The organism is Ruegeria sp. AD5 (genome assembly GCF_056542345.1).
This window is the reverse complement of the sequence record NZ_JBQFZR010000001.1, coordinates 1,255,812-1,271,924: the sequence shown is the minus strand read 5'-3', so window position 1 is coordinate 1,271,924 and position 16,113 is coordinate 1,255,812. Positions and strand designations below refer to the sequence as shown.

Sequence of the window (16,113 nt, the reverse complement as noted above, 5' to 3'; positions counted from 1 at the left end):
TAGCATGACGGCGGTGAGAAATGATTGAAGTGCTGAGCTTCGTTGGATCCCTCTGGAGGCATGAAAACTGTTGGTGATGTCCTAGTTGACGGACACGAAAACGAGCTCCGGCAAAACCACCTCCCATGCATCGCGGCGGAGAGTGTGCTGGAAGGCTTCACCTGAGTCTTCCTTTCGCCATGTAAGGATAGCGGCGACTTCACCCCGATCAAACCTGGTATTTGGCGGGGGTGTGAAGGATTTGGACATGCGGCTCAGCACTTGCCCTTTTTCGTTGTGTAGCAACCAGCGGTCGCCGTCCTTTACCAATAACACTGCATCGCCGACGCGTGCCGCATTAACAGCACTCAGAGAAGAGTGGCCTGGATGCAGGCGTCCAGCATAGGAAAGATCAACCATCCGCGCCTCAGCCGCCTGAAAAAAACGACGGGGACCAGGCAACGCGTTCATGTCAGGCGTCACGCTACGGGTGAGAACTGAAGGTGCTCCTGTTGGTAGGTATTCATGGTTGTCGTTGCTCATTACTACAAGGCTGCGGCGGGCACGTGTCATAGCCACATAGAACAGTCGACGGGGTGCGTCCTGATCTTCGGACCGCGAGGGCCGCTCCCACCCGCCATCGAGTATAACTACATCGTCAAATTCCAGGCCTTTTGCGCGGTGGGCCGTCAGCAGCTTTAACCCTCTTTGTTCATCCCAGCTATCACGGGACCATTCCGCGAACCATTCGACAATGTCTGGGACGGGTAGGCTGCGCGATCCAACCTCGCGTGCCAGTAGGCCCAGTCCTTCACCAATACGATCGGTCCAGCGCGAATGCGAAAGTGTGTTCAGCACTTCGGTCAACTGATTGATCGAGTAAAGCTCTGAGGGGGTCTCGCGTAGGGCTTTGACAAACGTCTGCATCTCGCGCATCCGCCATAGGCTAGGCATGTTTTCATTAGCCATTTCAACCGGTATCCCGAGGTTTTCGGCAAAATCGCGCACCGGTATCAGCTTTCGCCAATCGCGCGAGATAATTGCGGCGCGTGACCATGTCCAATCGGGGTCGAGACGAGAGAGGCGGATCAACTCGTCTAGTGCGGCCATAGCCTGCTCTTCATTACCAGCGGGGCACTCAATGATCTGCACACGGCCCTGAGCTACTGGATCCAATCTGGCCAGAGATCCACCAGCGTCAGCCTTCGTCCGGGCCTGATCTACGGTAATATCATGGCCAAGTTTCATGCGCGCGGCGGCACCTGAGATCACGGCGTTGGCGGTGGCGACGATATGACGGGTAGAGCGGTAGTTCTCGGTTAAGAAAACCGGTTTTGCGGCGTAGTCCTGTTCAAACTGGCGGATGTAGCGGATCGATGCACCAGAGAAAGCATAAATATTCTGGTCGTCATCACCCACGGCAAAGAGACTGAGTCGCAGATCGGGATCATCCAAAGTTCTCCCTGCCACAGCAGCGATCAGCGCGTATTCATCTGGACCGATATCCTGATATTCATCCACTAAAATCCAGCGATACCCCTGTATCAGTGTTTCACGCAGCGCCTCGGCCTCTTGCTTGCTTAGACCGTCACCCCGTAGCAGTGCTGCGGCCTTTTGCAATAGACCTTTGAAATCGGGGATGTCGGCTGTTTGAATGCCCGCGAAACTAGCTCCGATCAGGCGCATAGCCAGTGAATGCACCGTTGAGACGGTTACTAAGGTTGAGTCATCTCCAACTAACCGGCGCAGGCGTTCACGTATTTCAGCGGCTGCGTGACGGTTGTAGGCCAGCACGAGGATACCGCGGGGATCCTCGCGTTTGATGCGCAGCAGATAAGCGATGCGATGAACCAGGACTCGTGTTTTGCCCGAGCCTGGTCCTGCCAGCACAAGGACGTTGGTTTGTTCCCGGTTGTCACGCACAATTTTTTGCTGCACCGGATTGCCCAGGTTGTCGACAATTGCCTTATAGGTGGCACCAGTGGCCTGACGCCGGAATTCGGTCCCGCGCCCCGGCATCCATCGGCGCATGAAGGCGTCTTGCTCCAGCACGAAATAGTCGTCGGACAAGCGCTGCGCTGTCTCAATGTTTTCCAGTCCTTTTTCCGCGTAGGCTGCCATCACATGGGTTTGGATGGTCTGTTCGTCATAGTGTTCCTCGAGTGGTGCGAAATGCTGGACGGTGAAACCACCGCCTTTGGAGCCAAGATGCACCGTCATGGCAGGGCGAAAGATGGACAGTCCGCGTCCCAGCGTAACCACCTGCTGTTCATGCATCCACAAAAGTGCTCGGTCCATTAAGCGGTTTGGGTCTTTGATGCTGGTGCGCAAAAGCGTGTCGCCGGTAATCGTGGACAGCATCGCTCCCAGAGTGGTCTCGACCTGAATGTCCTTGCCGTGCGTGCTTTTTGGCACCAGGGTCAGAAGATGCGCCAGCAGGCGTTGTGCACCCTGATGGCGCAACTCAGCGGTTTGAGCGACAAAGCGCCAAGACTGTTGAAGTCGCACAAGGATGCTACCGTGCACTGATTTACGCAGAGAAAGGTTGCCACGCCCTCCCTCCGTATCACGTCCATCCTGTGCCATACCGCGCAGCAGAGTCTCCACCAGATCCGGACGCACCTCGCCATGGCCGCGCTTTCGCAATTCCTGACAGGCAATGGAGAGGTTGAGCGGAATCGGTTCAGCCTGATCGGCATCTGGGGCAATTTCGCGCATCACGGCGATTAGGTCTTCTTCTAGTCGCGCGGCCCGATCCAGGCGGGCTTGCGATGCGTCGGTCACGCCATAGTGCACAAAAATGGTTATATTGGTGTCGTCGCTGGCAATTCCAATCGCCTCCAGATCGGTCAGCGCTTTGCGCAACTCAGCGGAGGAGAGCCCGCTAGTTCCTGCTAATTCGTCGGTGGAAACACCTTCTCCCACTGGTGTGTTTACGATATGGCGCACTATTGCCAGCAGTTGTTTGCGCCGAGTGCCCGAGATATCTGCCTTTTCCAACAACGCGGCTGCGGTATTCACATCGCGCACGAGTAAGGAGGCGGGGAAGACTTGCACGCTGTTTTCTTCACGCCGCAACAGGCTCGCCTCCTCGAGCCAAGCAATAGCTGTTTTTACGCGCGTGTCTTCAGTGTTGTTATCGCGCAGAAATTCAAAGTCCTTTTCCTCTCGCACAATCTCGCCAGGAGTGGCGACGATCTTACCTTCGTCTCGAGTGCGAATGTCCAAGCGACGCAGCGCTTTAAGGATGGCACCTATTTCATGCCGCGCAAGGCGGGAGCGGGCCGAAAGGCTGAATTGGCGTTCAACATCCTCTATGTTGAACAATAACACGCAGCTAGCGGGGTCGCGGTCGCGTCCCGCGCGTCCTGCCTCTTGTAAGTAGTTCTCCAACGAGCCTGGCACGTCGCCGTGGACTACTAGGCGGATGTCAGGTTTGTCGATGCCCATGCCAAAGGCGTTGGTCGCAGCAATCACGCGCAATTCGCCGGTCCGGAATTGCTCCTGGATCTCGTGCTTTTCTTCGGGAGGTAGGCCAGCGTGGAAACGTTCGGCGCTGACACCCTGTTGTTTCAGGAATTCGGCCACGCGTTCTGTCGCACCTCGGGTCGCGCAATAGACAACGGCTCCGGAGACCCCAGAGGCGGGCAAGCCCTGCTCGATCGCGTTCAGAATATCTGCGAGTTTCGTCGCGCGCTGGGTTTCACGCACCGAAAAAGAAAGGTTCGTGCGCGACGCACCACCGTCCAGCAGGATCAGATCCTGATCCAGTCGTGTTTTGAAATGCTCTCTTATATCGCGCACTACCTCGGGTTTGGCAGTGGCGGTAAGGCAAAGTATCGGAGCGGGGGCATCGCCGGAGTTTTCTTTGATGAAGCGGCTGACGTAGCGGTAGTCGGGCCTAAAATCATGGCCCCATTTTGAGATGCAATGTGCTTCGTCTAGCACCCAAAGGCCAATTTCGCGTTGTGTCAGAGCGCTGCGAACTGACTTGTTGCGAAGCTGTTCGGGTGAAATCATCAAGATCGCAGCATCGCCCATGCGCACTTTGTCCAGAGCATCGTGACGTTCAGGCAGCGACAGAAGGCCGTTGATCGTGACGGCGGAGGATATCCCGGCTCTCGCCAGGCCCTGCACCTGATCTGCCATGAGTGCGACTAGCGGTGAGATAACGACGGTTAGCGCACCGGTCTTGTCGAACCGTGAAAGGGCTGGAATCTGATAGCAGACTGACTTGCCAGTTCCGGTCGGAAGGATGCCCAGAACGCTTTTGCCTGCCATCGCTTCAGCCACAATGCGTTCCTGCAAGGGTTGACCGAATTCGTCCACGGGTTCGGGTCTGAAGGACGGAAAGCCGAACCAGCGATCCAGCGCCCTTTTAGGATCGTTGTGTTCGACACACCATTGGCAAGAGTCCTCATTACAAGCAGCCTCTCGCAAGTGACGCACAATCAGAGAAGCTTCGCGGAATTGCATGCGAACCCAGGGAGGCATGACGCTGTCGCCGCCAGCAACAGAAATCCACGACAATGCATAGGCCAAAGGCCAGGCAAGGTTCGGGTTTTTCATCCGGCTAAGAGTCTGTTCGAGCCGATGCAAGCAGACTTGTCCAGCCAAAAGGCGGCGAACGGCGTCAAAGGCTTCTTGTTTATTGGGTCTGCTAGTGCAACGCACAGCAGTAAAAAGTGCGTCAAACCCTCCGCTGCGTGGGGGGCGTGTGGCAAGGAAATGATAGGCTGTCAGCGCATCCGGGGTCGTTGTATTTAGCTTGGCGAACGCCTCGATCTGGTTTTGCAGAACCTCGAAGACCAGACGTGCATCCTTTTCGGGATCGTTGACATGACCCGTTTGCAACCGTCCGTCTTGATAGTGTTTGACTAAATGGTGATAGGGGTTGCGCGGGAAGGCCAAAGGATTGAGCCAGAGTGTGTCGATTGGTGCCTCTGCCAAGGCGGCAAAGCGGGGCGCAGCAGCGGCTAGGTGGGGCAGGTCGTGGTGCAAGATGTTGTGGCCGATGACACTGTCGAAACCTTTACAATATGTGTCGAGTTGCGACAGTGCTGAGGCGGAGCTGCTTTTTTCAACTAGAGCCGGTCGGGAGTCATCGTTCGTTGTGGCAGCGAATGCGAATATCCGAGCGGATTTAGGGTCCACTTCTAGGTCAATCGATACACAGCGCTCAAGAAAGCGCGAAATGTCCACCTGACCGTTCGTTATCATTGCTCGCCAAATTTTCTCTTTTAGTGTCTCCTTGATAGCTACCGGATTACAGACAAAAGAGAAGGTGCGTTTCAAATTGCTCTTCGTAATGTGGATTCCCCGCACTCCTCAATGGTTGCATAAGGTTGACAAAGGTTTACATCAGCCCCTCGCGGGATCGACGGATGTAAACCTTTCGACCTCAAAAACACCCCAAAATCAGGCCAAAGGTTTACACTAAGTTTACATTAAGTTGACAGATCCGAACCGAAATCGGGATTTTTCCGGAGAATTGTAAACCTTTGAATCAGACAAACCCATAAAAACAACGGTTCTCGGAAAACACATATCCGAAGACAGGCCAGAAAAGCGCGCAAAGCGACAAAACACAGGCCAGACGACCCAGACACACATAAGAGAACGGACGTAACTCAGGCCTGCTCACGACGCTCCTGAGAGAGAACCACATTGAGAGCGTAAGCACACGTCTATGCCAGGCAGTGTATTGAGCTACTCCGGAGAGTAGAAACCGACGATTGCTAATAGTGGGGATTAGTCGTGAAAAGTGAGCTGCACCGTATAGAAGCTGACTGTGCCTAGATATGCAAAGTAGTGCTAGGTCCGTCCTAAAGCTGGTAATTTAATAGGGAGGCTGGTGACGGGAGATTGTAGGGAGGAGCTCTCAGAACCGAAAACTGTTCCCGAGCTCAAGTTCAGAGGTGTGGTGGATGCTCCGCAAACAGAATTGAACTGGATCAGCTCGACCTGAAAGAATGTGAGTTTGGGCATGTCGTAGACCCGATCTATCGCGTAACACATCAAAAGCAGCTTTTTCGAAGGGTGATAACTTGGACAAACTGTCAGTCATGCAAGCTTTTCGCCGTATCGTTGAACGCGGTAGCTTTGCCCGTGCGGCGGAAGACCTTGGTGTTTCTCCTGCGCTTCTCAGCAGAGAAATCAAGCTTCTGGAAGAAAGTCTGGGAACCGTCCTTCTGACCAGAACGACCCGATCCATGTCACTAACTGACACCGGCAGTCTCTACTACCAAGATGCAATTGGAATTCTCGACGCGGTCGAAAAAACGGAACAGACCATCAGGGAAGGTGCAAAAGCGATGCGTGGGCACCTTCGGGTGAATGCGTCGAGTTCCTTCGGCCAAACCATTATCGCACCGATGCTTCCAGAGTTCTTGAAAACCTATCCTGATCTGCGATTTACTCTTTCGATGGACGACAAGGTGATCGATATGGTCGAGGGCGGGTTCGATCTGTCGATACGTATCCGTGCTGCCATGCCGGATTCGGCACTTGTTGCCCGACGGATCGGCGTGATGCGGCAAAGAATATTTGCGTCTCCTGACTATTTGGAGCGATGTGGGACGCCGACCCAGCCGGCGGATCTGAAAAACCATGCAATCATCGGCTTTTTGCTTGCTGATCATTTGACGAGCTGGAAGCTCTCGGCCGCGAACGGCGTCACATCATTGGAACTTGATCCGCGTGTGAGGGTTGGTAATAGCCTCGTTTTGCGTGATCTGCTGATAGCCGGGCAAGGCATCGGAACTCTGCCCGAGTTCGTTTCTGATGCTCCTGAAGCTAGCGGGGCCTTGGTGAGAGTTCTACCTGACCACGAACTGCCCGCGCCAGAAGTATTCGCGGTTACAGCATCTCGCTTGGGAATGGATGCAAAGGTCACAGCCTTTCTTGATCATCTGCGCCTGGCTCTCAGGTCGTGACATTGTTCAATACAGGTAAAGAGTGATGTCAAAGAGCGCGACTTAATTGGCGGCGCAACAAATTCCATTCTCTCAGGAAACAAGTCACAGCCCTGAGAGGTATCCTATGTCACGTATTCTCGTTCTCTACTATTCAAGCTATGGCCATGTCCGCACATTGGCCGATGCCGAAGCTGAAGGCGCCAGAAGTGTTCCCGGCACCGAAGTTGACGTTCGGCGTGTGCCCGAAACTGTCCCTGAGGAAATCCGCCAGCAGGCTGGCTATGTCGTGGATGATGCGCCTGTCGCCGTGCCGGCAGATTTGGAAAACTATGATGCAATAATTTTAGGAACGCCGACCCGATTTGGCATGATGGCCGGTCAAATGAAGTCGTTTCTGGATCAGGCTGGCGGGCTTTGGGCCAGGAATGCTCTGGTTGGTAAAGTCGGGGCGGTCTTTGCATCTACGGGTTCGCAACATGGCGGACACGAGGCGACCCTTCTGACAACGCAAGTCCCGCTTCAACACTTTGGGATGCTGATTGCCGGAATGCCCTACACATTTGCTGGCCAGACTACATCAGAAGAAATCATTGGCGGCGCACCATATGGTGCCGGAACGATCGCTGGTGCTGATGGTTCCCGCACGCCTACCGAAACCGACCTAGCCGGGGCGCGGTTCCAGGGTGCTCATGTTGCAACGATTACAGCTTGCCTCGCTGGATCAAACCTTCAAGCGGAAGCAGCGTAACCCGCGCGCCTCTGACGTCTCACTCAAATTCTCAAACGCCTCAGCCGGGAGACATACAATGTCACGCTCAACCGATATTCTTCTCACTTCGCTCGCCCCAGCGGTATGGGGAAGCACTTATCTGGTAACTACGGAAGCGCTCCCGGCTGGCTATCCGATTACCCTGGCTGCGTTACGAGCTCTGCCTGCTGGCTTGTTGTTGCTTGCAGTGACGCGCTGCGTTCCACCACGCGAATGGCTCGGTCGAACTTTCGTCTTAGGCAGCCTCAATTTCGCTCTGTTCTGGGTGTTCCTCTTCGTTGCTGCGTATAGGTTACCTGGTGGTGTGGCCGCCACCCTAGGATCGTTGCAAGCAATGATCGTGATTTTGATGGCGTGGGGATGGCTGGGAACCCCAATCCGACTTGGTGCACTTGGCGCCGCCGCGACTGGCGTAATGGGTGTGTCTCTGCTGCTGATCGGACCAGAAGCACAACTTGATTGGATCGGTATAGCAGCGGGTTTGGGAGGAGCTGCGTCAATGGCTGCTGGCACCGTTCTCAGCCGGAAATGGCAACCTCCGGTCTCGGCGCTGAGTTTCACTGCGTGGCAATTAACAGCCGGAGGTTTGATACTGCTGCCAGTCGCTCTGTTTCTTGAGCCACCTCTACCTGCGCTCAGCGCGACAAATGTCGCCGGCCTGATTTGGCTTGGGTTGATTGGTGCTGCAGCTACCTATGCTCTTTGGTTTCGTGGCATAGCGCGCCTGGACCCTAGTGCGGTCTCGATGCTCGGCATGATGAGTCCTGTTACAGCTGTCGTGCTCGGCTGGGTATACTTGGGACAAACGCTTAGCCTCACTCAGTCTATAGGAGCAGTCATAGTTATTGGCTCTGTTGTGGTCGGCCAGAGCGTGAGTCGAAGGGACAATTCGAGTTTGAAAAAATGGAGACCAGCAACAGCTGGATCTGCTTGATGGGTTTGAGTCGCAAACAATGGGCCCGATCACGCAAGTGGGCGAGGAATGGCTCAACAATTCGTTCAAGCCTGTTCGTCGGATCCCTATAGTATTGAAGTCCTAGGTATCCTTCCGAGTGATCAATGGGATGCCTTCTGGGGCCACCGTGATTGGGTGTTCCAATCCTCCTATTGAGATGGTGAAATTGTAGACGATCAAAACAACAATTAAGCCAACTCAGGCCGTTGGACCGGGCAGGGCGATATCTGAAAATCACAAGTTTTTTCTACTATTTCAGGTCACGAGAAGATATGCGCCTATCGCTACAATACCTTTGCTGGCATAGGGAGGCACCGTTTTCTCTCTTAACAATACCTAATTACTTATAAGTAAGCACTTACTGTTAACCGTATCCTTCAGCATTAGTCCAAATGACTAAGACGTCGCCAACACCCTACCTTTTAAGCCACGCTCTGTATTCCCGCTCACCAAGATGTCGAAAAGCGGTGTGGACTTCCTTATTCAAGGCCTCATATGCAATCATATTAGAAGTCGCGCCGCGGCCAACCCGGTTCTGTATGATAGGCCATTCATTACGCCGAAATACCTTCTTAACTTCCGGTCTTGTTGAGCGAACATGCTCCTCCCACACCTCGTCTCTTCTCATGAGCGCAAGTAAGCCAGATTTTAGGAAAATTTCAGCACGTTTCTCTTCTTCCAGACCGTTAGCTGCGTGGATTGCTGGGCTTCGTTTACTGTTAAGGCTGGCGAATGTAGGCAGCATGAATTGGAAGAATTTCTTCTGTAATTTTGTATATTTGAAACCTTTTAGATCGGGCAATTCGTAAAGCCCAAGGTCGTGAAGGTCTCGGCATTTGAGCGTGACCTCGACGCGGGCTCTCTTCTGATCTTCAGTCAGCTGCTTGAATGCGCCCTTCGAGGGGTTTTGCTGATCTTTCTCCTTGTTTTGGATGCGGATCATACCGCTCGTTCCTTTTTCTCCCATATACATCGTGCCATCTAAAAACGGGCTGCGAAACTCTTCCGGACTGGGCCTCACTGTGAGCGAGTCCCCACGCTTTTCTCCCATTACGGGCGGCAAATATTCAGTTGTAGTAGCACTACCAGGTTGTGCGGTGATGGCTGCGGTCGAACGAGGCATATAGCCCCGAGCACTTGCGTAAGGCTGCCAGTGCGTTGGAGTTCGACTAACGCGCAGGTTCAACGAACCTCGGATCACTGTCTTAAATACAACAAAGGCGCCCTCGGGCGCCTTGTTTTATTGGTCGGAGTGAGAGGATTCGAACCTCCGACCCCTGCCTCCCGAAGACAGTGCTCTACCAGGCTGAGCTACACTCCGACCGTGGCGCGTGATCTATACCTCGTCATATCGATGTGCAAGAGGGATTTTGGGCGTACACACATATGTCGTCGCTGGATTCGAGGGGTGGTTTTAACCCTTCGCCTGATCTGCGAATTCGCTGAGTCACTGCAACGGATCGGTTCGATACAGTCGGATTTTTGTTCCGCCGTGATCAACGATTGGGCCGGGGGGAAGCATTGGCAATCGCGTTGCGCGGGCAAGTCCGGGTGTGGTGGTGATGATGCCCACACGCCATCGCTGGAAACGACTGGATAATAACTTGCCTAAACTGCCATAGAGCGACCGCAGGCGCTTTTCATCACCGATGCGTGCCCCGTAGGGCGGATTGACGATGACCAGCCCAGCTGGGCCTTCTGGCGGCTTGATATCACTGACCGAACAGTGCTGAAATCGGGTGGCATGATCCACTTGTGCCTGTCGGGCGTTAGAGCGTGAAGCCTCGACTGCGCCTGTATTGCGATCTGAGCCAAAGAATCTCAGCTCTGTTTCGGGTCGACCGGTACGAGTGCGCATTTTTTGCCAGACATCTGGATCGAAGCTTGCCAAATCTTCGAATGCGAACTGACGTGAGCGGCCTGGGGGCAGACCAAGTGCAATTTCAGCCGCTTCGATAACGAATGTTCCAGAGCCACACATCGGGTCCAGAACCGGTTCAGACCCGTCAAACCCACACTCACGCAGGAACATCGAAGCCATTGTTTCCCGCATCGGGGCCTTGGCGACTGCAGGCTTATGACCGCGCTTGTGCAAGGGCTCGCCGGATGTGTCGACGGAGATCGTGCATATGTCTTTTTCGATTCTTAGCAGCACGCGGACTTTGCCATCGGGTGAGACTGAGGTGCCGAGCCCCTCGGATATGGCTTGTTCGATGCGCTGTCGCGCCGCTCTTGCATGATAGATACGAGATTTGCGGCAGGTTGCTTCGACCTTCACGGGAATGTCTGGACTGAGATAACTCGCCCACGGGAATTTTCGGGCGCGCTTGTCCAATTGCGCCAAATGCACGGCGGGGAAACTGCCCAGTCGCACCAGAACCTTGTTGGCACCGCGCAATTCCAGATTGGCGCGCCAGACTTCCGGCCAATCGCCACGGCACACGACACCACCTGGAACGATCCTGGCGCCTGAGAATCCGCGCTCGATGACCTCGGCACACAAAGGCGTTTCGAGCCCTGGAGTGGCAATCAGAAAAATCTCGAATTTATCATTGTTGTCCATTGTGGTTGCTTACACCGGTTGATCAGCCTGTGCGACACGCAAATTAAATGGGCAAATTGTTCTGAACGACCGTAAGCTCAAAAGAATGTGACATTCCTTTTCGATTTTGGGCGGTAACAGGTTTGCGTTTGCACTCATCCCCGCGTAAAGGAGCCGTGATCGGAAATACGCCTGCGGATTCTGGTCGGATAATGGCGCTTTCGCGACCGGACAGACGGGAAATTTCGTGTTATTTCCTGGCATCATTGTAAGATGGCGCGCAGCAGGCGCAGGACAAAGGCTTGGAAGAACGTAGCAACATGCAAACTTTCAAACTAAAAAAAGGGTTGGATTTGCCGGTTGAAGGCGCGCCCGAACAGAAAATCCAGCCGGGGCCTGAATTCTCGTCGGTTGCCGTTCTGGGCAGTGATTATATCGGATTAAAGCCCAAGATGCTGGTGCAAGAGGGCGACGCGGTCCAGCGAGGAACGCCGTTGTTCTGCCACAAGGATGCGCCCGACGCGATGATGGTCGCGCCGCTGACCGGCAAGGTCGTGGCAATTAATCGCGGGGCGCGGCGTGTATTGCAGAGCGTGGTGATCGAGGTTTCGGATGCCAATGACGCCGGCATAGATTTCTCGGGCACCGGCGATGCCGAGACCGCCGAAGGTGTTACGGCCAAGCTATGCGCGGCCGGGCTGTGGACTTCTTTCCGGACACGTCCTTATTCAAAGATGCCCGAACCAGGCTCCAAGCCTACAGCAATCTTCGTGACAGCCATGGACAGCGATCCACTGGCAGGTGATGCGGCATTGGTTATTGCGGATGCGGGCGAGGCATTTGCGGCTGGTCTTACAGCTGTCTCAAATCTGACCGATGGCAAGACTTATCTGTGCCAGCAAGAGGGGGCATCCATCCCCGGTTCCGATCTGCCCGGTATAGAATCGGCTGCGTTTTCCGGCCCACACCCCTCGGGCCTCGCTGGAACTCATATTCACTTCCTTGAGCCGCTGGGAGGGGACAAGCAGGTTTGGACCATTGGCTACCAGGACGTGATCGCGATCGGTCGTCTGATGCAGACCGGTCATCTGGACTCAAACATCGTGATTGCTTTGTCTGGACCGGGCGCGCGCCAGCCGCGCCTGATCCGCACCGTGATGGGCGCGTCGACGGATGACCTGACCCGGGATGAAGTGAACGTCGACGGGATCGCGCGGATCATCTCGGGGTCGATCTTGTCGGGGCAGCATGCCGATGGTCCGACTGCCTATCTGGGCCGTTTTGCGCGCCAGATCAGCATTATTCGCGAAGATCATGATCAGCACACACTGGGCTGGATTCTTCCTATGCCTTCGAAATATGCGGTACAGCCTGTTTTGGGATCGGCTTTTGCCAAGAAGCTCTATTCATTCACGTCAAACCTGAACGGTGGTCGCCGCGCGATGGTGCCGACGGGTGTATTCGAAGAGCTTATGCCCCAGGATTATCTGCCGACGCAATTGCTGCGGGCGCTATTGGTGATGGACACCGACACCGCGCAGGCGCTGGGTGCACTGGAACTGGACGAAGAAGATCTGGGCCTTGTGGGCTTTGCCTGCCCTGCGAAATATGAATATGGGCTGGCGCTGCGCGACTGCCTCACCAAGATTGAAAAGGAGGGCTGATCCACATGGGTTTGCGCAGCTTCTTCGATCGGATCGAGCCGAACTTTACCAAGGGCGGCAAGTACGAAAAATATTTCCCCATCTACGAGATGGTGGAAAGTTTTATCTACACTCCGAAAACCGTCACGACCGTCGCGCCGCATGCGCGCTCTTACGTGGATATGAAGCGGATCATGACCTACGTCGTGATTGCTACGATCCCCGCAATCCTCTGGGGGATGTATAACACCGGCTATCAGGCAAACTCGGCCATCGCCACGCTAGGACCGGATTCGGCAACAGGATGGCGGATTGCGATCCTGCAGGTGTTCGGCATCTCGCTGAACCCTGACAGCATTTTCGCCAATGTGATGCATGGATTGATGTATTTCCTTCCGATCTACATCACCACACTGGTTGCGGGCGGTATTTTTGAGGTCATCTTCGCCACTGTGCGCGGCCATGAGGTCAATGAGGGTTTTCTAGTAACCTCGATGCTTTACACGCTGATTATGCCTGCGACAGCGCCATTGTGGCAGGTCGCGTTAGGCATCATTTTCGGTGTCGTGATCGGTAAGGAAGTATTTGGCGGCACGGGCAAGAACTTCCTCAACCCAGCGCTGGTCGGGCGTGCTTTCCTATATTTCGCCTATCCCGCGCAAATGTCGGGGGATTCAGTCTGGACCCCGGTGGACGGATTTTCCGGTGCGACTGCATTGGGCATCTCCGCTGCTGAAGGCGTTCAAGCACTGGCGGCCGACGGGATCACCTGGGCCAATGCGTTCTTCGGGCAAATTCAGGGTAGCTTTGGAGAGACATCGACGCTGGCTTGCATGATCGGCCTGGCCTTCCTACTGACGACCAAGATTGCCAATTATCGCCTGATTGTGGGCTGTCTTGCGGGCACCATAGGCTTCACGCTTCTGCTGAATCTGATCGGATCGGACACAAATCCGATGTTCGCGATGCCTTGGTACTGGCATATCGTTCTTGGGGGCTACGCCTTTGGTCTGGCGTTCATGGTAACTGAGCCCGTTTCGGCCAGCCACACCAATATGGGCCGCTACATCTATGGCGCGCTGATTGGTATCATGGTTGTGATGATCCGCGTCATTAACCCCGCTTTCCCAGAAGGTATGATGCTGGCAATCTTGTTCGGAAACGTTTTTGCGCCGCTGATCGACTATTTCGTCGTCCAGGCAAACATCAAACGGAGGGCGCGTCGCCATGTCTGATACGCAATCCAATGAACCCAAGGGAGCGATTGGCAAGTTTCTGGCTGCTTCGCCAGACTCGGTTGGCAAGACTATTTTTGTTGCCGTTGCCGTCTGCCTTGTAGCCTCGATGGTCGTGTCTGCTGCTGCGGTCAGCCTGCGCCCGGTGCAGGAAATCAACCGTTTGAAGGATAAGCAAGTCAACGTTCTGCAGGTTGCCGGCATCTACGAACCGGGCATTGATGTGACCGAGGCATTCGCTGCGTTTGAGCCGCATGTACTGGAGTTGTCTACAGGTGAATTCGTTGACGATCAGTTCGACGCGACCACCTTTGATGATATCGCTGCTGCCAGCGATCCAGAACTGAGCGTCGCTTTGGACGATGACCCGGCTGGGATCGGGCGCAAGTCCAAGTACCGCGTGATTTATCTGCTGCGTGATGATTCAGGCGCGCTTGATAAGGTAATCCTGCCGCTGCACGGTTATGGCCTGTGGTCCACGCTTTATGGTTTCATCGCGCTGGAAAACAACGGCAACGATATCTACGGCCTGCAGTTCTATCAGCACGGTGAGACACCGGGCCTTGGCGCCGAGGTGGACAATCCTCGGTGGAAGGCGCTGTGGAATGGCAAAAAGCTGCGCGATGATGCAGGCGATCTGCAAATCACAGTTGCCAAGTCGCAGCCTGCGGCAGGCCCCGATTTCTATGTCGATGCGCTGGCTGGTGCCACGCTGACGTCGGTTGGTGTCGATAACCTGGTGAAATTCTGGATGGGCGACGCGGGCTACGCCCCGTTCCTGGCCAAACTGCAAGCAGGAGAGCTCTGATGTCCCAGACCAAGAAAGAGATGTTGGTCGACCCGCTTGTCGACAACAACCCGATCACGTTGCAGGTGCTGGGCATCTGTTCGGCGCTGGCGGTAACCTCATCACTGCAGGTGTCGATGGTGATGGCGTTGGCGGTGATCTTCGTGACCTCGTTCTCGTCCTTCTTTATCTCATGCCTGCGCAACCAGATCCCGGGATCGATCCGGATTATCGTGCAGATGGTGATTATCGCCTCACTGGTGATCCTGGTGGACCAGATCCTCAAGGCCTATGCGTTTGAAATTTCCAAAACGCTGTCCGTCTTCGTCGGCCTGATCATCACCAACTGCATCGTGATGGGCCGGGCCGAAGCGTTTGCCATGAAAAACCCCCCGGTCGCTTCGTTCATCGACGGCATGGGCAACGGGATGGGCTATGGTCTGATCCTGCTGCTGGTCGGCTTCATTCGTGAGCTGTTCGGCGCGGGCTCACTGTTCGGTGTGACCATTCTAGAGACCGTCAACAACGGCGGCTGGTATGTGCCCAACGGCATGTTGCTGCTGCCGCCGTCGGCGTTCTTCATCATCGGTCTGATCATCTGGGCCTTCCGCACATGGAAGCCGAACCAGGTGGAAGAGCGTGAATACAAAATTCAGCAGGTAGAGGCCCACTGATGGAAGGTCTGATCTCACTGGCCGTAAAGGCCATCTTTGTCGAAAACCTTGCGCTGAGCTTCTTTTTGGGGATGTGTACCTTCATCGCCGTGTCCAAGAAGATCTCGACCGCGCTTGGTCTGGGCATCTCGGTCATGGTTGTTCAGGCCATCACTGTGCCGGCCAACAATCTACTGCTGAATTATCTGCTGAAACCAGGTGCGCTGGCCTGGGCAGGTTTCCCGGATGTGGACCTGACGTTCCTTGGACTGATCTCGTATATCGGCGTGATCGCAGCGATGGTTCAGATCCTAGAGATGGTGCTGGATAAGTATTTCCCCCCACTCTACAACGCGCTGGGGATTTTCCTGCCGCTGATCACAGTGAACTGCGCCATTTTGGGTGGTTCACTGTTCATGGTGGAACGTGACTACAATTTTGCCGAAGCGGCGACTTACGGTCTGTCCTCTGGCTTTGGCTGGGCTCTGGCGATTACCGCGATGGCGGGTGTTCGGGAAAAGCTGAAGTATTCGGACATTCCCGATGGTCTGCAAGGCCTGGGCATCACTTTCATCACCGCTGGGCTGATGGCGATGGCCTTCATGTCCTTCTCGGGCGTGAAACTGTAAGGAG

Annotated in this window: 11 protein-coding genes and 1 tRNA gene; 8 read left to right on the top strand and 4 right to left on the bottom strand. The window is 54.8% G+C overall.

Annotation, left to right across the window (positions count from 1 at the left end; translation table 11 throughout):
* Positions 1–81 precede the first annotated feature (81 nt).
* Entirely contained in the window at positions 82–5,199 is a 5,118-nt protein-coding gene (locus ACR0JG_RS06290) for a RecQ family ATP-dependent DNA helicase (protein WP_480568182.1), read from the bottom strand.
* A gap of 845 nt (positions 5,200–6,044) precedes the next feature.
* Between ACR0JG_RS06290 and ACR0JG_RS06285 the strand changes: the two genes are divergently transcribed.
* The 3 genes from ACR0JG_RS06285 (at position 6,045) to ACR0JG_RS06275 (ending at position 8,599) form a co-directional block, all read left to right on the top strand.
* Entirely contained in the window at positions 6,045–6,914 is an 870-nt protein-coding gene (locus ACR0JG_RS06285) for a LysR family transcriptional regulator (RefSeq protein ID WP_480568179.1), read from the top strand.
* 106 nt (positions 6,915–7,020) lie between these two features.
* Positions 7,021–7,644 (top strand): NAD(P)H:quinone oxidoreductase, encoded by a 624-nt coding sequence (gene wrbA / locus ACR0JG_RS06280; protein ID WP_480568176.1) that lies wholly within the window; start codon positions 7,021–7,023, stop codon positions 7,642–7,644.
* Positions 7,645–7,702: 58 nt separating this feature from the next.
* A complete protein-coding gene (locus tag ACR0JG_RS06275; RefSeq protein WP_480568173.1) occupies positions 7,703–8,599 on the top strand; it encodes an EamA family transporter in 897 nt (298 codons plus the stop codon).
* A 436-nt stretch (positions 8,600–9,035) separates the two neighbouring features.
* Here ACR0JG_RS06275 and ACR0JG_RS06270 read toward each other — a convergent pair whose 3' ends face one another.
* The 3 genes from ACR0JG_RS06270 to ACR0JG_RS06260 form a co-directional block, all read right to left on the bottom strand.
* Positions 9,036–9,743, bottom strand: a complete 708-nt coding sequence (locus tag ACR0JG_RS06270) for a hypothetical protein (RefSeq protein WP_480568170.1) — start codon at positions 9,741–9,743, stop codon at positions 9,036–9,038.
* A 121-nt stretch (positions 9,744–9,864) separates the two neighbouring features.
* A tRNA-Pro gene (locus ACR0JG_RS06265) sits at positions 9,865–9,941 on the bottom strand.
* Between the two features lie 126 nt (positions 9,942–10,067).
* The gene (locus tag ACR0JG_RS06260) at positions 10,068–11,183 is read right to left on the bottom strand and encodes a THUMP domain-containing class I SAM-dependent RNA methyltransferase (RefSeq protein WP_480568167.1); all 1,116 of its coding nucleotides are present in this window, start codon (positions 11,181–11,183) and stop codon (positions 10,068–10,070) included.
* Positions 11,184–11,482: 299 nt separating this feature from the next.
* Here ACR0JG_RS06260 and ACR0JG_RS06255 point away from each other — a divergent pair, with 299 nt between their 5' ends.
* The 5 genes from ACR0JG_RS06255 to nqrE are packed head-to-tail and all read left to right on the top strand — an operon-like array spanning position 11,483 to position 16,109.
* The gene (locus ACR0JG_RS06255) at positions 11,483–12,826 is read left to right on the top strand and encodes a Na(+)-translocating NADH-quinone reductase subunit A (RefSeq protein ID WP_480568164.1); all 1,344 of its coding nucleotides are present in this window, start codon (positions 11,483–11,485) and stop codon (positions 12,824–12,826) included.
* A 5-nt stretch (positions 12,827–12,831) separates the two neighbouring features.
* On the top strand, positions 12,832–14,040 hold the full coding sequence (locus ACR0JG_RS06250; RefSeq protein ID WP_170393985.1) for an NADH:ubiquinone reductase (Na(+)-transporting) subunit B: 1,209 nt from the start codon (positions 12,832–12,834) through the stop codon (positions 14,038–14,040).
* Positions 14,033–14,848, top strand: coding sequence for a Na(+)-translocating NADH-quinone reductase subunit C (locus tag ACR0JG_RS06245; protein WP_480568161.1), 816 nt, complete (start codon positions 14,033–14,035; stop codon positions 14,846–14,848). The genes ACR0JG_RS06250 and ACR0JG_RS06245 overlap by 8 nt, the downstream gene beginning before the upstream one ends.
* The gene (locus ACR0JG_RS06240; protein WP_152460184.1) at positions 14,848–15,501 is read left to right on the top strand and encodes an NADH:ubiquinone reductase (Na(+)-transporting) subunit D; all 654 of its coding nucleotides are present in this window, start codon (positions 14,848–14,850) and stop codon (positions 15,499–15,501) included. The genes ACR0JG_RS06245 and ACR0JG_RS06240 overlap by 1 nt, the downstream gene beginning before the upstream one ends.
* Complete coding sequence (gene nqrE, locus ACR0JG_RS06235) at positions 15,501–16,109, top strand: NADH:ubiquinone reductase (Na(+)-transporting) subunit E (RefSeq protein WP_050603817.1); 609 nt, start codon at positions 15,501–15,503, stop codon at positions 16,107–16,109. The genes ACR0JG_RS06240 and nqrE overlap by 1 nt, the downstream gene beginning before the upstream one ends.
* Positions 16,110–16,113 lie beyond the last annotated feature (4 nt).